Source organism: Anaerococcus sp. NML200574 (assembly GCF_026131665.1).
Classification (GTDB): domain Bacteria; phylum Bacillota; class Clostridia; order Tissierellales; family Peptoniphilaceae; genus Anaerococcus; species Anaerococcus kampingae.
Genome location: NZ_JAMXSM010000028.1, coordinates 1 through 19,711 on the forward strand (window position 1 = coordinate 1; position 19,711 = coordinate 19,711).

At 29.6% G+C, this 19,711-nt stretch carries 13 protein-coding genes and 4 pseudogenes; 12 read left to right on the forward strand and 5 right to left on the reverse strand.

The genetic code is table 11. The features are described from left to right. Window positions 1-678 precede the first annotated feature (678 nt). The 3 genes and pseudogenes from NH286_RS10705 to NH286_RS08810 form a co-directional block, all read left to right on the forward strand. Window positions 679-774, forward strand: a pseudogene (locus tag NH286_RS10705) (relaxase); the annotation flags it as partial. Between the two features lie 114 nt (window positions 775-888). Next, entirely contained in the window at window positions 889-1,338 is a 450-nt protein-coding gene (locus tag NH286_RS08805; RefSeq protein WP_265238359.1) for a CopY/TcrY family copper transport repressor, read from the forward strand. Window positions 1,339-1,357: 19 nt separating this feature from the next. Then, a complete protein-coding gene (locus tag NH286_RS08810; RefSeq protein ID WP_265238360.1) occupies window positions 1,358-3,502 on the forward strand; it encodes a heavy metal translocating P-type ATPase in 2,145 nt (714 codons plus the stop codon). A 137-nt stretch (window positions 3,503-3,639) separates the two neighbouring features. On the opposite strand, the gene NH286_RS08815 is transcribed toward NH286_RS08810, so the two are convergent. The 4 genes and pseudogenes from NH286_RS08815 to NH286_RS08825 all read right to left on the reverse strand — a co-directional run. Continuing rightward, on the reverse strand, window positions 3,640-3,927 hold the full coding sequence (locus NH286_RS08815) for a hypothetical protein (RefSeq protein ID WP_265238361.1): 288 nt from the start codon (window positions 3,925-3,927) through the stop codon (window positions 3,640-3,642). Then, a complete protein-coding gene (locus tag NH286_RS10710; protein WP_414826866.1) occupies window positions 3,884-3,976 on the reverse strand; it encodes a helix-turn-helix domain-containing protein in 93 nt (30 codons plus the stop codon). Before NH286_RS10710 ends, NH286_RS08815 begins: the two co-directional genes overlap by 44 nt. A gap of 3 nt (window positions 3,977-3,979) precedes the next feature. Beyond that, window positions 3,980-4,111: pseudogene (locus tag NH286_RS10715) on the reverse strand (XRE family transcriptional regulator); the annotation flags it as partial. Window positions 4,112-4,131: 20 nt separating this feature from the next. After that, a pseudogene (locus NH286_RS08825) lies at window positions 4,132-4,239 on the reverse strand (DNA-binding protein); the annotation flags it as partial. A 396-nt stretch (window positions 4,240-4,635) separates the two neighbouring features. Here NH286_RS08825 and NH286_RS08830 point away from each other — a divergent pair. The 3 genes and pseudogenes from NH286_RS08830 to NH286_RS08840 form a co-directional block, all read left to right on the forward strand. Continuing rightward, window positions 4,636-4,815 (forward strand): annotated as a pseudogene (locus tag NH286_RS08830) (hypothetical protein); the annotation flags it as partial. Between the two features lie 234 nt (window positions 4,816-5,049). Next, a complete protein-coding gene (locus tag NH286_RS08835) occupies window positions 5,050-6,183 on the forward strand; it encodes a cation diffusion facilitator family transporter (protein WP_265238362.1) in 1,134 nt (377 codons plus the stop codon). A 325-nt stretch (window positions 6,184-6,508) separates the two neighbouring features. After that, window positions 6,509-7,360, forward strand: coding sequence for a MerR family transcriptional regulator (locus NH286_RS08840; protein WP_265238363.1), 852 nt, complete (start codon window positions 6,509-6,511; stop codon window positions 7,358-7,360). A gap of 285 nt (window positions 7,361-7,645) precedes the next feature. Here the strand turns inward: NH286_RS08840 and NH286_RS08845 are convergent, their stop codons facing one another. Continuing rightward, window positions 7,646-8,851 carry an FRG domain-containing protein gene (locus tag NH286_RS08845; RefSeq protein ID WP_265238364.1) on the reverse strand — a complete coding sequence of 402 codons (1,206 nt, stop codon included), beginning with the start codon at window positions 8,849-8,851 and terminating at the stop codon, window positions 7,646-7,648. A 595-nt stretch (window positions 8,852-9,446) separates the two neighbouring features. Between NH286_RS08845 and NH286_RS08850 the strand changes: the two genes are divergently transcribed. From NH286_RS08850 to NH286_RS08875, 6 genes are all read left to right on the forward strand, one after another. Continuing rightward, complete coding sequence (locus NH286_RS08850; protein WP_265238365.1) at window positions 9,447-12,872, forward strand: SIR2 family protein; 3,426 nt, start codon at window positions 9,447-9,449, stop codon at window positions 12,870-12,872. Between the two features lie 224 nt (window positions 12,873-13,096). Further along, window positions 13,097-13,414 (forward strand): RNA helicase, encoded by a 318-nt coding sequence (locus NH286_RS08855; protein WP_265238366.1) that lies wholly within the window; start codon window positions 13,097-13,099, stop codon window positions 13,412-13,414. 14 nt (window positions 13,415-13,428) lie between these two features. Next, complete coding sequence (locus NH286_RS08860; RefSeq protein WP_265238367.1) at window positions 13,429-13,563, forward strand: DUF4926 domain-containing protein; 135 nt, start codon at window positions 13,429-13,431, stop codon at window positions 13,561-13,563. Between the two features lie 446 nt (window positions 13,564-14,009). Then, complete coding sequence (mgtA, locus tag NH286_RS08865; RefSeq protein ID WP_265238368.1) at window positions 14,010-16,541, forward strand: magnesium-translocating P-type ATPase; 2,532 nt, start codon at window positions 14,010-14,012, stop codon at window positions 16,539-16,541. 354 nt (window positions 16,542-16,895) lie between these two features. Further along, window positions 16,896-17,348 carry a virulence RhuM family protein gene (locus NH286_RS08870; RefSeq protein WP_265238369.1) on the forward strand — a complete coding sequence of 151 codons (453 nt, stop codon included), beginning with the start codon at window positions 16,896-16,898 and terminating at the stop codon, window positions 17,346-17,348. Between the two features lie 38 nt (window positions 17,349-17,386). Further along, window positions 17,387-19,348, forward strand: a complete 1,962-nt coding sequence (locus NH286_RS08875; protein WP_265238370.1) for a BglG family transcription antiterminator — start codon at window positions 17,387-17,389, stop codon at window positions 19,346-19,348. Window positions 19,349-19,711 lie beyond the last annotated feature (363 nt).

The window sequence follows — 19,711 nt, forward strand, 5'->3', positions numbered from 1 at the left end:
AACAACAATAGCTAAAACAAGCCGATTGTAACCGGCTTATTTGCCATGCTCAAATTTAAACTCTAATTAACAAGGAGAAAAGTAAAATTAATTTGCTTTTCTACTTGACTTTTGTTAGCAGGTTTTTATGCCAAAAAAGACCAGAAACAAAAAGAAGCAAAAATGTTAATTGAAGAATATCAGCCTCAAAGCGTACAAGATATTCAAGAAGCTCTAAAAGACCTTCTAGGCGATACAATGGAAGAACTTTTGAAAGCAGAATTAGATTAGCATTTACACTATGAATATGGAGAAAAATCACTATCATTAAATACAAGAAATGGTACTAGTAAAAAAACAGTTAGATCATCATATGGACATATAGAATACGAGGCTGGGATTAAATCTTATCCCAATTATCAACCCTTACCCTTATATCAGGATTTAGGTTGATACACAAAATTATTTACAGACCCGCAAAAGGGGCTGTTGCAGAATGAATAAATCGTCCCAAATCGCTAGAGGAACCTTGTGAAAAATTTTGCCTCCACGAGCCGGCAGGCTAGGCCAAAAATTTCTCACAAGAACCCTCTAGCGATGGGACGATAGTTATTCATAGTTTTGCAACAGCCCCTTCTACTTGCCACCTAAAAGACTCTCTAAATCAGTTTTCTAAAATCCCTAATTCAATGAGCCTTTATGCAAGAGTATTCTTTGAATAAAGAGCAATTTTCTGACCTTGTTCAGTATAGGAAAAACTATGAAAATTATTATGGGATAGAAGTGGAGAGATAAAAAGCTATAAGCGTTGCTTACATTTATTAAAAATACTTGACAATATAAGTTTACAAGAGTAAACTTATATTAAGTATTAAGTCTACACTCGTAAACGATAAGGAGGGAAAGACAATGGGTGTAATAGTATACAATACTCATATCACAGATGCTGAATGGGAAGTTATGCGTGTGGTTTGGGCAAATGATCGAGTAACTAGTAAAAAAGTTATCTCCGTATTGCAAGAAAAAATGGACTGGACACAGTCCACTATCAAAACGATCTTAGGTCGATTAGTTGAAAAAGGCGTACTAAATACAGAGCAAGAAGGTAGAAAGTTTATTTACACTGCCAATATTGAAGAGAAAGAAGCCGTAAGGGATTATGCAGAAGATATTTTTAACCGTATTTGCAATAAGAAAGTCGGAAATGTAATAGGAAACATCATTGAAGATCATGTTTTAAGCTTCGATGATATAGATAGACTAGAAAAAATATTAGAGATGAAAAAATCTTCCGCAGTAGAAGAAGTGGATTGCAATTGTCCAGAAGGACAATGCGAGTGTCATTTACATCATCATTAGGCATAAGGAGGAATTTAAAATGAACAATAACAACAAACATTCATCCCACAGTCACCATAATCATGGCGACATGGATCATTCAAAACATGAGCATGGAATCACAGATGAACATGGAGACCATAAAAATCAACATCACGACCATCATGCTGGTCATGACCACAGTGGGCATAGTGGGCATGACCACAGTGGGCATAGTGGGCATGATCACAGCGGGCATAGTGGGCATGACCACCATCATCACGGTAACTTTAAGGAACTTTTCTTAAAATCATTGCCACTAGGAATCATTATTATGCTCTTATCCCCTATGGCTGGGTTTGACCTACCATTCCAGTTTACTTTTCCATATTCTGATATTGTAGTAGCTATTTTATCTACTATATTAATTATTTATGGTGGACGTCCATTCTATCAAGGGGCAGTTGACGAATTTAAACAAAAAGAACCTGGAATGATGGCACTCGTTTCTTTAGGATTAAGTGTTTCATATTTATATAGTATTTATACTGTAATAGCAAGCTACGTAACAGGTGAACAAATTATGGATTTTTTCTTTGAATTTGCTTCATTACTATTAATCATGTTATTAGGTCACTGGATTGAGATGAAAGCTATTGGAGAAGCAGGAGACGCACAAGCAGAATTGGCTAAGTTAGTGCCGAAAGATGCTCACGTTGTGTTAGAAGACGATTCAATTGAAATACGTCCAGTTGCTGACTTAAAGGTAGGTGATTTAATTCGAGTTCAAGCTGGAGAAAATGTGCCAGCAGATGGAACTATCGAGCGTGGAGAATCACGTCTAAATGAAGCTCTTTTGACTGGAGAATCTAAATCAATTAAAAAAGGTCCTGGCGATGAAGTAATCGGAGGCTCAACAAATGGAGAAGGGGTTCTTTATATTAAAGTGAATGAGACAGGTGATCAATCCTTCATCTCTCAAGTTCAGAATTTAATCAGCCAAGCTCAAAGTCAGCCTTCCAGAGCAGAAAATATTGCTCAAAAGGTTGCAGGGTGGCTCTTCTATATTGCGGTCATTGTCGCACTAATAGCTTTTGTAGTATGGATGCTTATAGCGGACATCCCAACGGCAGTAAAATTTGCTATCACAACATTAGTTATAGCTTGTCCTCACGCTTTGGGTCTAGCTATTCCATTGGTCACCGCTCGTAGCACAAGCTTAGGGGCAAGTCGAGGCTTACTAGTAAAAGACCGAGAATTTTTAGAAATAGCTCAAGATGCAGATGTGATGATTTTAGATAAGACAGGTACTTTAACAACAGGTGAGTTTAAAGTATTAGATGTAAAACTTCTTAATGAAAAATATACAAAAGAGGAAATCATTGCCTTACTGGCAGGTATTGAAGGAGGGTCTAGTCACCCTATTGCTCAATCAATTATAAGCTTCGCCGACCAAGAAGGTATAAGTCCAGTATCCTTTGATTCCATTGATGTAATTTCCGGTGCTGGCGTAGAAGGTAAAGCCAATGGGCACCAATACCAATTAATCAGTCAAAAAGCATACGGACGTAATATAGATATGGATATTCCAAAAGGAGCAACCCTCAGTGTCTTAGTAGAAAACGATGATGCCATTGGTGCTGTAGCTTTAGGGGATGAATTAAAAGCAACCAGTAAAGAGCTAATAGAAGCTCTTAAAAATAACAATATAGAGCCAATTATGGCAACAGGTGATAATGAAAAAGCGGCTCAAGGCGCGGCAGAAGACTTAGGGATTGAATATAGATCAAATCAATCACCACAAGACAAATATGAGTTAGTTAAAACACTTAAAGATGAAGGAAAGAAAGTTATCATGGTAGGTGACGGTGTCAATGATGCTCCTTCTCTTGCCTTAGCAGACGTTGGTATAGCTGTAGGCGCTGGAACCCAAGTGGCATTGGATTCAGCTGATGTCATCTTGACTCAATCTGATCCAGGAGATATTGAATCGTTCATTGAACTAGCACACAAAACAACTCGTAAAATGAAACAAAACCTCTTTTGGGGAGCCGGTTATAACTTTATAGCTATCCCTCTAGCTGCAGGAATTTTGGCTCCTTTTGGCTTCACATTAAGTCCTGCAGTAGGAGCAATTCTAATGTCTGTGTCAACAGTCTTAGTTGCAATTAATGCTATTTTATTAAAATTAGATCCGAAAAAATGACAATTAACATATAGAATAATTGAAACTCCTTAAAGTATCAAGATACAATAGTTTTACAGGAGAAAAAGAGATGTAAGTACTGGCTCTTTGTAAAATCGTGTTGGTAGAAGTAGACGATTTTTCTACCAACACGATTTTTAATTTATTATAGAATTGATTTCTTTTAAAATCATAAAAGCACCTATTTCAACACTTTTATAGCTTGTTATTCTATTTTCTTGTAGAATATCAATTAAATTATTCATGTTAGAATATGACAAATGGTTTTCTGGCTCTACAATTAAAATTATTTTATCTTTATTTGTATTAATATTATTTAAAGCAAGCTCAGTTTTTAATAAGCATTGTAGCCCTCTACCATCATTGGAATATGGAATACTATCAAATTCCGTTATCATACTTGATTCCCATTGACTTATATTCAATAATATCTCCAATATCACATTGAAAATACTCACAAATCTTTCCTAATATTTATAGACTTACATTTTCGTCTCTTCCTATTTTTGCTATTGTCTTTGGTGTTGTTGCGATTGAACATTGTAAGTCTGTTTTTTTCATATTTTTATATATTAATAACTTCCATAATTTGTTATATGAAAATCCCATATCATTTTTCAATTCTATATTTTACCTTTGTTATCAATGCTTGTTTTTACTTGACCAAATATTTTAACAAAATCTCCTTTCTTCATATTCTCTAAATCTTTTGTCTTATATCCATAGGCTGGATAATTACCAAGTAATATATTTAGATTTAAACCCACAAAGCAAAAAGTAAAAATGAAGTAAATTCGAAGTGAGATTAATTTGAAAACTGGATAAACAAGATTAACAGATATTATATTAAAACAATATTTCTCCGGTACTGGGACTGGGAAGGGACTAAAAATTTGAAAACGTCCTATAATTAGGTGGATTTAGTTATATTAGAAGAAATAAAATCTAGTATTCTGAATGGGCTTGAAAATCACGGAGTGATTTTCAAGTTTGATAGCGACCCACTCAAATGGTACTGGGAGTAAAAAGAATAAATTGAATAATTCTTCCAAGTACTTTACATGAGGACAAAAAATTAGACCGTAGTTTAAAAACTGCGGTCTTTTTGTGTATATATTACTAGGATTATTTTATTTAGAGATCTCCAATGGATACTTTCAAATACAACAAATAATATAAACTAGATTGCAAAAGCTACTAATACAACTGGCCTTATTTATAAGAAAGATATAGATTATATGAAAGAAAAAATAGAAAAATTATCAAAAGAAATATGGCAGATCCACTCCCTGTTATTAAGAAAAACTAAATAGAATTTGGCAAAACAAATCTTATGCCTGTATGAAGTTTTTAAAATATGATATAATATATTCAAATGAAATACCGATTTTTAATTTGACAATTGAAAAATGATAAAATAGATTGGACCTATATGGAAACTCTCACACAGTCTATTAAAAAACTTGTAATTAAAGATCTTGTTTTATATATAGATCAAAAGATATCCGCTAGTAAAAATGTTATTGCTAATAATAAGGAGTAAAAAAATGTCAAATAACAATTTTGAAGTATTAAATGAATCAGAAATCCGTGGGAAAATTATTGTTAGGACGAGTATTATTGGAATAATAACCAATGTTTTATTAGCGGTCTTCAAGGCAATACTTGGGGTTTTGGTCAATTCCATTGCCTTAACACTTGACGCTGTTAATAACTTGTCTGATGCTCTTTCTTCTCTTGTAACTATTATAGGAGAAAAACTCGCAAGCACGGCTCCAGATAGGAAGCATCCCATGGGTTATGGAAGGATTGAATATATTTCTTCTATGATCATAGCTGCCCTTGTCCTATATGCTGGAATCACTTCTCTAGTAGAGTGTGTTAAAAAAATTATTAACCCAAGCCCTGCTGCCTACACCAAGCTTTCTATTTTTATAATTGGTCTTGCTGTTGTAGTGAAGTTTTTCTTAGGGAACTATGTCAAAAGACAAGGAAAAAAAGTGAACTCAGGCGCTTTAATTGCATCTGGGTCAGATTCACTATTTGATTCAATTCTTTCACTTTCTGTTTTTCTTTCTGCCATTGTTTTTATGGTTTTTGGAATTTCTCTTGAATCTTATGTGGGTCTTGTAATTTCTGTATTTATGATTAAAGCTGGAATAGAAATGATTCTTTCTACTGTTGATGATTTAATTGGTCATAGATCCGATCCAGAAATGGTGAAAAAGATTAAAGACTTAGTAAAAGAAGAAGACCTTGTAATTGGAGTATATGACCTTGCACTTTTTAATTATGGTCCTAACAAATATTACTGCTCTCTTCATGTTGAGCTTCCAGACCATATGGATGTTGATGAAGTAGATAAACTTACAAGAAAAATACAATACAAAATCTATAAAAAAACTGATATTATCTTGATTGCTCTAGGTGTTAATTCCTACAACACAAGGGACAAGGAAGCTGGAGAAATTAGAAGAACAATTGAAAGAAAGATTATGAATCACGATTGGGCTCTCCAAGTTCATGGATTTTATATAGACAAAAATAATAAAAGTATTAGATTTGATGTTATCTTGAGTTTTGATGTAGAGAGAGATGAAGCATTAAAAGTTATTGAAGAAGAAATTTCTAAACTTTATCCTGATTATAAAATTCAAATTGTTCCAGATATTGATTTATAATTATAGGTCGACTCTGACCTTACCCCAAAATCCAGAATACGGATGGAGGGTTGTATGCCAAAATACACAAAAGAATTTAAAATAAGATTAGATCATAGCTTAAGTGTTATGGTCTTTTTTATTTGATAGCTTGTACAGTTAAAAGCGACAATAAAATGTCGGTTTGAGTGTCGGTTTGAATAAGATTTATCAAAAAAATAAGCGCTTCGTAAAAATGTTGAGGTACAGTTTTGCTTTATAGATAAGTGGGAATTTTATATATGTATAGGGCTTGACATGTCCGTTGGGGACCGTGTTATCCTTTAATCAAAGGAGGTAGATAACCATGTTAAGAAGTGAAATTCAAAAAGAAACGGGACTAACTAGGAAGGCAATAGAGTATTATGAGGATAAAGGACTTATTCATCCTCAGAAATCTGAGAATGGTTATAGAGCCTATAGTAGCAAGGATTTAGAAATTCTGAAACAGGTATCTATATTTAGAAAATTGGGAATGAGTATCTCAGATATTTATCAGTGTATATCGTCAGGTGGCCATACTCTGTCTTCTGTTTTAAGGGAAAAACAACATCAATTGGACCTTGACGAAAAAAGGAAGGAAATATTAGAAATAATTGTTAAAGGTGAAAGCGATGAATTAATCAATGAGAAAGTTTCGTTACTTGAGGTGGAAGAAACTATCTATGAAAAACTAGAAATTGCTTTTCCAGGATATTTTGGACAAATGTTATTTGCTGCATATCAACCATTTTTGAATAAACCATTAGAAAATGATGATAAGAATTCCTTTTACAAATATATAGCTTATCTTGATAGACTTCCTGCCTTTGAATTAACTGAAGAAGAGAAAAAATACATTGAGAAGATTAGCTCACTCTTTGATATGAAAACCTTAAAGGATATAAATCAGGCTAAACTCGATGCTATTGAGGATCCAGAAAAGTGGATCAAAGATAATGAAGATGCAATTTCTAATTATGAAAGCTATAAAAATAGTGAAGAGTATCAAAATAGCTTGATGAAACAGATTCAGGAAAAGCTTGAAAACTTTATGAAAGAAAATCAATATTATGAAATAGCAATTCCACTTATTAGAAAATTTAGCAAGACCTATGATGAATACTATAAGAAGCTCTTAAAGGCAAATGAACAGTATCTAAATAATAAATATCAATAATCATAGGTGAGTACTTACTTATATTAAGTAGGTGCTTTTCTATGGCCAAATGTAAATAGTTCAAGGGTTAGAGAAACAGTTTAATTGTATCAAAGACGGTTGAAAATTAGAAAAAAGAACCTAGTATTCTGAACGGTTTGAGATGTATCGTACATTTGAAAAAGAAGAATGGGAGTAAAAATTACTAGTACATAAAATAGAAATATTATTAATAAAATATAATAAATTAAGACCACTTACATTTTAATAGAAGTGGTCTTAATTTAATTATATAAGATATTCATTTCATAATTTATATTTTTCTTTTATATATTGAGCAATATTATCAGAATCTGGGTATATAAATTTTCTATTTACACCTATATTATCTAGTTCATGAAGTATTTGTTTTTTATTACTTATTACAATCTCATATTGATAATCAATCTTCTGTATCACCTGCTTAATCTCTTTAATATTTAAAGTGAAGCTTTGTTTAGACGAAGGTAAGGTTTTTTCAGTATTTAATTGGTATATAAACAAACCATCTTGATTTTTCCATCTATCAAATTTTATAGAAGGTTTGTAAATTATTTTTGGGAATACGGGAAATTTATAATCACGTATTTCATAAGATAATATAAATAGTAGAATTAAAGGTTTATAATTTAATTTATTTATCCTATCAAGATAAGGGTTATCTTTATTAATATCGGTATCAATAATGATTTCCCTGAGAAATTTTAGATTACAAAATTCCGCAAAAAATTTCTCAAGTTCATCTTTTTCACTTGTATTACAATATCTATCTAATAGACTCATCAATTCTATTATTTTTTCTTCATTTTTAAGTATATTATAATCATCGTGTATAACTGTGTTCTTAAAGCCTTTATCATGAGCATCTAAGATATATTTACATAATCTTAATTTCGAGTAAATATTATTACTATTTACATAAGCCTTATCGAGTGATGCTTGAGCTAAAAAGTCAACCATAATATCTTCAAAAAAAGCTGAATTTGGAATTTTTAAGAATTTTCCTCCAGTTTCTTGAAAGTGGTTTCCTATCTCTTTCATGTCACGATTAATAGAGACTATATCATCTTCGTTATTATATACTTTAGAAGTTAGCGGATCGGCTATATTTAGGTCATTACTAATTGCATATATTATTCCATCAGAATCTATATCATTTGCACAGGCGAAATATAGTGCTACTATTGGATTTTCAGTTATATCTAATAGTTCTGTAGGTAATCCATGATGTTGACTGTATGCTATAAAACTTTCTCTACTATCATTGTCTAACATGTATCCAATTTCTCTAAAGTAATCACGCCTGGCTTCTATTAGATGATTTTGAAATTGTGTTTTTCTATAGCCGCTAGCTAGTAAAGGTTTTTTGTACGTAGATCCTTCTCCTCTAAAGAAAAATTTACTTCCATTTGATGTTATTTCTTGAAGAACTTCCATGAAACTAATTAGGTTTGTTATTTCAAATTTTTTCATGTCATAATTATACCATTTAATGAGCGATATAATACCTTATAAGATTGTTAGATAATATATCTTTTATTTGTAGGCTTTAATAAGACAAACTGGTGAATGATTCAGTTAAGTAAAAATAATGGTCAAGAATTAATATTAAATGCATATGGTGATACTTATAGTCAAAATGATGAATAAAAAAATCAGGAATTCATTATAAAAAAAACATTAAAAGCAGGAACAATATAAAAACAAATATTTGAATAATAAATAATATTAGATATCACCTCTGGTTTGAGTAACGCATATTAATTTATTTAAAATTCTAGATTAAAATAAAAATAAACAAGATTGGTATCATGCTGATGAAATTTTATAATTTCCACACGTTAATGTAGGATTTTTAGAAAAAGAAAATATTACTCCATGAATGATTAAACAAATAATAAGGACAGCTGATTATGACAACCGTAAATTGTTATTATAACTATGGAATTTAGTAAAATATATATTATGATTATAGTAAGTGATATAATTTTGAAATTATATTTGGAATTGATACAATAGAAATTAATATAAATTTAATAATCTGCATACTTATTATGGAAGGATAATAATGATAATAAAAAATATTGAGTACCCTGAATTATTGGTAGAGGCAATAAAAAATGATAAACTTGTGATTTTTTGTGGGGCGGGCGTATCGATGAGTGAACCAACCAAACTACCTAGTTTTCACGAACTCTCGGAAAAAATAGCTGAATTGACCAATAAAGAAAAAAGAAATGATGAATCCGATGAGCAATACTTAGGTAGAGTTGAAAATTTAGACCATGATGTGCACAGTAAAGTTTGCGATATACTCAGCGCAACTCAGACTCAACCAAATAAAAATCATGAATCCTTGATTGATTTTTTTAAAAAAGACATTCGTATTGTTACTACTAATTATGATATTATGCTTGAAAGTGCATTAGAAAAAAAGGATAGAAAATCAAGAATATATTCATATCCAGCACTTCCATATGGTGATAAATTTAATGGAATTGTTCATTTACATGGTGCGGTTGAAAATCCCCAAGATATTGTTCTTACAGATTCTGATTTTGGAAAATCTTATATGTATCATGGGAATGTAACTAAATTTTTAAGAAGTTTATTTGAGTCAGAATATACTGTGCTTTTCATTGGCTATAGTTATAATGACATTGTAATGAAGTATTTTACAAGGTCTCTACCAGATTTATCTGGTAAAAAAAGATATATTTTTACTAGTAGTGACCAAGCTAGTAACTATATACCACTAGGATTAACTCCTATAATTCATGAAAAAAATAATTATAAGCAAATATATGATTCCCTACTTAGAGTATCTAATTTAGTAACCAGGGATGATAATAGCTGGAGTTTAAGAATTAAGGACATTTCAGAAGAAGTACCAAATAAAATAAATGATGAATTTGACTTCGAAATCAAAGAAATATTAAACAATATACACTATTCTGATAAGTTCTTTTCAAAAATAAAGAGTAGAGACTGGGCAGAATACCTTTTTAACAAGGGATATTTTGATGAGATCTTTTCTATTAATAAAGTAGATGATTTTGGTATTCAAAGAATAGAATGGTTATCTAGAGAAATAATTATAAATGAAAATGATCTATTTTTAAAATTTTGTTATGATAAAGATTTTATATTGAGCAAGAAATTACAGATAGAAATTGCGACAATAATTTGTAATAAAAATACTAAAATTGAAAACATCGAAAAATTAATTAATTTAATTGATTTTAATAATTTAGATTTTATGTTGGTAGGTCGATTGTTAGATGTTTGTTATAAGAATACACCTAAGTTAGATTTTGTTGCAAACGAAATTTATTCTTCAAGTTTATCGTTCGTATTAAATAAAAAAATAATCATATCTACTGATAAAATAGGTATAGATTTTAAGTTCGAAAACTACATTATGGAAGAGTTGTGGAATAAGTACAAATTCTTTAAGAATAAATATTATATTAATATACTAAATAATATATCAAATCGACTATATAACTTGAAAAGATATAAAATTATGGGATTTAATGTAGAAGAATTTGAATTTGCTTCGTTCTATCCGAGACCTGAAGAGTATATAAGCAATCTTGAACAATTTCTTATTATTTTCAAAGAACTTTTATTAGGTATGGATAATAAGAATAAAGAATATTGGTATAAAACATATATTTCATCAGATATTCCTATATTACTTAGATCTTCCTTGTTAATACTAAGACACGTGTCTAACGTTACAGGTAAAGAAAAATTAAATTTATTAAAATCTAATAATATTAAAATCCTAGATGTTAGCTTAATGGAAGAGTTATTTTGGCTATATGCAGATATCTTCCCTGCGTTAGAAGATAAAGATAAAAAAATGTTTTTAGATAAAATAATGAATGAAGAAAAACTTTCTGAAAATTTTAATGACAAATCATACTTTTATCAAAAATATAACTTATTAATTTGGCTACAAAGGTTTGATGAAAGCAATAAGGATATTATTAATAAGATAAATTCTATTAAAGAGAGATATGATTATTTTAAACCACGAGAAAATCCAGAAAAATTAATAGGTCCTACTACAGTTAGATGGGGTGATGCACAATTACCATATACTGAAACAGAAATCGTTAATAACTTAGAAAAAATCATTGATAAATTATTATCCTATGAAGGAGATGGGTTTGAACGAGCGGAGAGAATAACGCTGATTAGAAAATTAGAGGAAATTTGTTCTGAAAATGAAAATTTTAGAGACAAGCTTATAGAATTATTAATCAAGGAAAATGAACTAGATACCGATTTTCGGAGAGGTATTATAATGTCTTTAGAAAGATCTAATTTATCTGAAAAAAAGTTAATATATACTTTTGATAAGGTATTTTTTAATCCGCTAGTTGATATTTATAATCTTGAGATATCTCGTGTTATTTTTTCAATTGTAAATACAAGAAAGAAAATTAGTGATAAACTTGTAAATTTCTTTTATAAAAAGATTAATTTATTATGGAAGTATTCTAGTAATACAGAAGAAAAATCACTTGATTATATGACTAGAGCATTGTATTCATCCAAAGGCAATTTGGCTTTATCATTAATTAAATTAATAGAAATTTCAGTAAAGAATAGTGAAGAAAAATATTTAGATGATAGATTTAAGGATTTTTTAGAACAAATGTTAAATGAAGAAGTATATAATGATTCATTAGTTGTAATATTAGGAAATGTATCCTTCTTTTACAGCATTGATAGTGAATGGTGCAGGGAGTTTATATTAGATAAATATAATACACAGGATGAGGAACTTTTAAATATAGCATGGACTGGGTTTGTAAATCTATCATATTTACATACAGAATTTGCATTAGTTTTTGAGCCTATATATCATGAAGCTATAAAAAATATAAATATTTTTGATGAGAATATAAGAAAGAAGATATTTAAGGGCTATATATCTTTAATTTTTAATTTTTCAGAAAATCCTATGAAAGATTACATTCCTAATATATTTAGAGAAAGTATGACGGAAGAGATTTTATATCTATTTTATTCTGAGTTATCACTATATATTGACAATCTAGATAAATTTGGAAAAGAAGAAATATTTTGTAAATGGATAAAGGATTTTTTAGATAGGCGTTCAGAAGGTTATCCAATATTAGCATCTAACCAGGAAAAAAATTTAATTATCAGATTTTTGGTTAAATTCACTGACATCACTATCAATTTTGATAATATATTATCAAGATTTGATAAAGAATTTTTCGTAGAGCAATCCACGTTATGGTTTTTTACTTATTATATTGAAATAACAAAAGAGAATGCAGATATAATAAATAAAATAATGATTTTTGTTACTGATCAAATGATAAATAATACTCAAGATTTAATAACAAATACTGCTAAGGTATACCTGAAGGATATATTTAACAAAGTTTCAAAGGTTGGGGTGAATACAGATAAGTTTAAAAAAAATCTTGAGTTTATGAATGTTAATTAATGTGTATTATATATCGTTTAATTTTAATGATGAATATATAATATTCAAACAATTTCAAAAAGACTTTTAATATCTAGAAGGAATGAATATCTATACTTATGAAATCAGTCATTAAAAATAGAAAAAATTATAAAAAAATTGTAAATTTGGTATAAAATATTATGTTCTTCGTGCAATTGAACAAATGGTTTCATATTAACTGTTTATCCAAGATAGGAGGTTATATGAAAATATTAAAACTCATGCTAGATTTTAGAGAAGGTCCAATATGGACTAAATATTTTGATGAAGAGAAAGTAAGATTATTAACAGGAATTGAAAAAGTAGATAATGATAAAGAATTATGGGATATAAATGAAACAATTCAAGAATTGTTTACATATTATTACCACTTTGATTATAATGATCAGGCTTGCTTTTTCGATGAAGAACAAGAGAAAAAATACAAGTATAAAATGCTTGCATTATTAGAGAAGCTTAAAAAAAGACTATATGAAATAAATGACGGTTCCTTCGAGATTGATGATAGAGAAGCTGGATGAGTTAAAAATTTATAATGAAAGAATTAGATGTTGTAAGATTGAAAGAAGATTACAAAGAAATAAGTAAGGGAACAAAGGGAACAATTGTTTTAATTTATGATGAAAAAATTGTGAAGTTTAATTTTTTGATAAAGATGGAGATACAATAAATGTAGTCATGACTCCTTTTAAAAAACTAGAACTAATAGAGTTATTCTAATTGAATTTAAACTTTTGCAAGTAGTGCTTGTAAAAAATGAATTATACAAGCTTTATTCTTATATTTATTTGAAAAAATTAACTTTGTTAAACACCATGTTTTCTATCGTTAAGTTACAAAGGATAGGGTAAACTCACCAAGAGGATTAAGAAAATCTGACTTTTAAATAGAGAAGTTATATTATGATTCTTTTTAAGATTAATATTTCTGAAATCACATTTAATTCCGGTACTGGGACTGGGATGGGACTAAAAATTTGAAACTTTCTATAATTAGGTGGATTTAGTGATAATCTAAAAAATATAAAACTATACCAGCTTAGTTCTAAAGCTAAACTGGTATTTTTAATTGCTTTTTATTGCCTTTGGAATATATTTTAATTAACTAGGAGGCAGTATGAAAGATTTTTGGTCATATGATAAAGATTATGTTTTAAAAAGCTTAGATTCAAGTGAGGCTGGCCTATCAAGCAAGCAAGCTTCTGATAGAATTGAATCTTATGGGAAAAATGTTTTTAAGAAGAGGAAGTCGGAATCTCAATTTATGATTTTCTTGTCTCAATTTAAAAGCCCAATAACAATGATTTTGATCTTTGCGGCTATCTTGTCGATTTTTATGAAGGATTATTCAGATGGGATTATTATCTTGATTATTATAATGATTTCTTCAATTTTAAGCTATCTTCACGAAAGCAAGGCCAAGGATGCTGTAAAAAAGCTCCTTTATTCGGTAAGTGTTACTTCTTCTGTCCTAAGAGATGGGAAATTTGTTGAGCTTGATAATGCAGATTTGACTTTTGGTGATATTATTAGCGTTAAAACTGGCGATATGATTCCTGCTGATTGTTTGCTACTTGAGGGCAATTCTCTTTCAACTGACGAATCAAGCCTTACAGGTGAGACCTTTCCAGTGGAGAAGATAAGCGGGAAAATCCCTGCCAATACTACTTTATCTGAGAGGAAAAATGTCCTTTGGATGGGCACCCATGTGATTAGCGGGTCTGGCAAGGCTGTAGTAGTGAATTTGGCAAAAGATTCAGAATTTGGCAAGATTACTGCATCCCTAAGCCAAAAGGACTCTGATACAGACTTTGAGAAGGGGATAAAGGATTTTGGATCTTTAATTTTGCATGTCACAAGCCTTTTAATTGGCCTTATATTTATATTTAATATCATTTTAAATAAGCCTTTCTTAGAATCCTTTATGTTCGCCCTGGCTCTTTCTGTTGGCCTCACACCTCAGATGTTGCCAGCCATAATCAGTGTGAATTTGTCCCAAGGTGCCAAGAGAATGTCTGAGGAAGGTGTCATTGTCAAAAAATTAAATGCAATAGAAAATTTCGGGTCAATGACTATTATGTGCTCTGATAAAACAGGGACAATAACAAAGGGAAAGGTCAAGCTTGATAGTGCCTTAAATTTCAATGGAGAAAAATCAGAAGATTTAAGTAAATTTGCGGCCATCAATTCATATTTTCAAGAAGGCTATGCAAATCCGATTGACCAGGCTATTTTAAGTGCGAACAAAGAAGACTTTTCTGCCTACAAGAAGCTATTTGAAATTCCTTACTCTTTTGAAAATAAAATACTAAGTATACTAGTAAAAACTGGTCCTGATTTATCAAATAAAAATCTTATGGTAACCAAGGGAGCCTTTGAAAGCATTGTAAATATAAGCAAATTTTATGAGAAGGCCGACGGTTCTGTTGGAAAAATTGATGAGATTAAAGACCAAATATTTGACTTATTTTCTAAGTTCTCAAGCCAGGGCTACAGGGTCTTGGGTCTTGCTTATAAGGATTTAAACGATGAGTCTGATTTTGAAAATGAGAAGGCAGAAGACATGGTTTTTAAAGGCTTTTTGCTCTTTATTGACCCATTAAAGGAAGATATCAAAGAAGTCATAAGTCAGATGAATGACTTAGGTGTCGCATTAAAAATGATAACAGGGGATAATAGCGAAATTGCCAAAAATATCGGAAGCCAGATAGGCCTTGATCCAGAAAAAATCTTGCTGGGTCAAGATTTAAGTTCATATTCTATAAGCCAGCTAAACAAAAAAGTCCTAGACATAGATATATTTGCAGAAATTAGTCCAAATCAAAAGGAAAAAATAATAAGAGCCTACAAGGAAGCTGGAGAAATCGTAGGTTATATGGGAGATGGCATAAATGATGCACCAGCCATAAAGCAAGCTGATGTGGGCATATCAGTAGATACAGCAGCCGACACTGCCAAAGATGCAGCCTCAATTGTACTTTTACAAAATAGCCTAAGAGTATTATTATCTGGAATAAAAGAAGGCAGGAGAACCTTTATAAATACCTTGAAATACATATTCGTCGCAACAAGTGCGAACTTTGGAAATATGTTTTCAATGGCAGGGGCGAGTATTTTCTTAAAATTCCTACCCCTCTTGCCAAAACAAATTCTTCTAACAAACTTATTGACAGACTTCCCATCCTTGCAAATAGCCTCAGACTCAGTAGATGAAGGATGGCTAGAAAAGCCAGTGAAATGGGATATGAAATTTATCAAAAAATTCATGATAGTATTTGGCATCACATCATCACTCTTTGACTACCTAACATTTTTCGTCTTGATTTTCATATTCAAAGCCGACGAGAAACTCTTCCAAACAGGATGGATGCTAGAATCAGTCATCTCAGCCATGATAGTCATGCTAATAGTAAGAACAGCAAGACCAGTAATAAAAAGCAAACCAAGCAAGGGCCTACTAATAGCAATATTAAGCGTAAGCCTTGTATTAATTTCAATAATATATAGCCCAATAAATTCCTACCTAGGATTAGTAAAATTACCACTAAAAGCACTCGTATCCATGCTAGGAATATCCATAATATATGCCTTATTTGCAGAAGTTTTGAAGAGAAAATTCTTTAAGCACAATTCCTTTTCTAGGAAATAGGGTAAGAAAATCTTGGTATAAACTAAAGGACCGTGAATCAATTTCATGGTCCTTTCCTTTATTTATAAGCAGTTATTTATATGATATAATATAAATAAGTAAAATATTAAGAGAAACTGACCTGCTAGGGGTCTTAAATATGATACAAAAGAATTAATAGATGAATAATCAAATAATTATATACAACACCGAAGATGGCAAGGCAAAATTAATTTAAAATACGAAGATGGGACAGTTTGGTTAAGTTAAAATGAAATAGCAGAATTATTCCAAACTAGTAAGCAAAATATAAGTAAACATATAAAGGCAATTCTAGATGATGGTGAAGTAGATATTTCAAATGTCAACTATAAGTTGACAGTTCAAAATGAGGGTGCTAGAGAGGCTGAGAAGGAAATTTCCTATTATTCACTAGAAATGATACTAGCTATAGGCTACAGGGTAAGGTCTGTTAGAGGAGTTCAATTTAGGAAATATTCCACAACAGTCCTAAAAGAATACATATTAAAAGGCTTCGCCCTAGATGATGATATGCTAAAAGCAGCGGGTGGAGGAAATTACTTTAAAGAACTTCTAGCAAGAATAAGAGATATCCGTTCAAGCGAAAAAGTCTTCTATCTCCAGGTTCTAGACCTATTTTCAACAAGTATAGATTATGATAAAAATTCTCAAGAAGCAAAGAGATTTTTTGCCACAGTACAAAATGAAATGATATGTAAATTTAGTTACTGGAAGTTAATTTTTATGTTAAATTTTAATGGAAAAGTAATAAATAGATTAATATGCCCAAATATCAGCTTAAGATAATTGCATTCAGTTAATAAAAAATTATAGAAAGGTAAAAAATGATACAAAGACATAAAAATATAGTTTCTGATTTAAGATATTCTGATATGACAATTAAACATATGAGTAAAAGACAAAATGTTACTGAAAGAACTATTAGAAATGATTTGAAAGCCCTTAATGAAGTTTTGCTAAAGTATGATTCGGAAATTGCAAAAAATGATTCAAGTAAATATAAATTAATAATTAATAATGTCAATAAATTCAGAAAATTTGAACAAGAAGAACTATTGAATTTTGAATTTAACTATGCCGATCATGATGATAGAGTCAAATACATATCATTAAAATTACTTTTTGCTGACGATTATATAAAGTTAGATGATTTAATGGATGAAATGTATATTTCTAGGTCATCTATCCAGAATGATATGAGAGATGTTAGAAGAATTTTTAATAATAATGATTTAAATATAGAATCAAAGCCTAATTACGGAATGAAAATTGTAGGTAGTGAGAAAAATATAAGAAGTACAATTTCATCATTTATATATGAAATAAACTATAGTCCTTATTTTTCTTTAAATGATGAAATCGATTTTATATTTGATAAAGAGGATATCAAAGAAATATATAATATACTTATAAAAAATGTTGATTTATCAAGCATTAAACTATCAGATATAGCTTTAAATAATTTAGTTATTCATATTGCTATAGCAATTAAAAGAATCAAAATTAATAAATATTTTGAAAGAAAAATAGAATCGGATTTGTCAAAGACTTATGAATTTTCAATAGCTAACAATATAGTGAAAGATATTGAAGACATGTTTAATATAAAATTTCCATTAGAAGAGATATATTATATAACAATGCATCTTATGGGCACAAAGCTTATATTAGACCAAAATATTTTTGATTTATATGAAAAGGATCAAGAAATATATCATTTGGCTAAAGATATTATTAATACAGTTGATTCTAAGATGCAATTTGAATTTAAAAATGATAATGAACTATTAACTTCAATAATTCTGCATTTAAAACCGGCAATATATAGGCATAAAAACAACATGAATGTAAGAAATCCTCTATTATCTGATATAAAATTAAACTATCCTTCTGCTTATGAAGCTTCGATTATAGCTTCAGATATTATTAGAAAAAGTTTAAATATTAAATTTAAAGAAGATGAGTTAGGATATTTAGCTATTCATTTTGGAGCAGCAATAATAAGGTTGAAAAATAAAAAAGAAAATCCTATAAGAACTTTATTAGTATGTGCTACAGGTATGGGAAGTTCTAAACTATTAGAATGTAAGATAAAATATGAATTTAATGACGAGTTAAATATAATATCTACGACAGAGTTATATAATCTAAATAAATTTGCTAAAGAAGATATAGAGTTAATAATATCAACAGTGCCTTTATCTAATGCTACCATTAGAATGTTCAAAAATCATGTATCCTATATTTATGTTAAAGATATTTTTGGAAGTTCAGCTCTAAAGGAAATAGAAAATTATCTAATAGAAAATAGATTTAGTTTGAAGAAATGTTATGAGAATGATGATGGGGATTTAAGTTTTCTAAGCTTAGAAGATATTTATACAAATATTAAATTGGATAGTAAAGATGAAGTAATAAAATTTATTTCTAATGAATTAATGGCTAAGGGAAAAGTATCTAATAATATTGAGGAGTTAATCTTAAAAAGAGAGTCTATAATTCCTACTAGTTATGGTAATCTTGTTGCGATACCTCATCCACTTGAGGCTGTGACAAAAGAGACTTTTTTATCTGTAATTACTTTGAATAAAAAAATAAATTGGTCAGATAATGAGGTTCAACTAGTTATCTGTTTATGTTTTGGATCAAATAAAAATGAAGAACTTGATTTTATGTATAAAAAACTGGTGTCCCTTGTCGATAATAGGGAAAATGTTGATAAGATTATTTCATCAAAAAATAATAGAGAAGTTCTTGATATTTTTAAAAAAATCATAGAGTATTAAAAAGGGTCTGTAAATAATTTTGTGTATCAATCTAAATCTTGATAAAAGGGTAAGGGTTGATACATTTTTTATGTATCAATTTTTAACTATTCTCGTAGTTTACTTAATATTGCACATTATTTTTTAAAAAAATTATTACGTGCAAACAATTTCACAAATCTTTGAAAAACTATGTATTAATAAATTTTGTAGAATATTATATAATTTAATTAGATTAAATGATTACGTAATTCATTTAGACCAGCTATCAAATGTCAAGAGAAAATAAAAAATAATTAATCTTGTAATTTATGGCACATCAAATAAGCCTAAAAATTAGGCTTAGAAAAACTAAATAACAACTAAATATTCGGTATGTAAGTT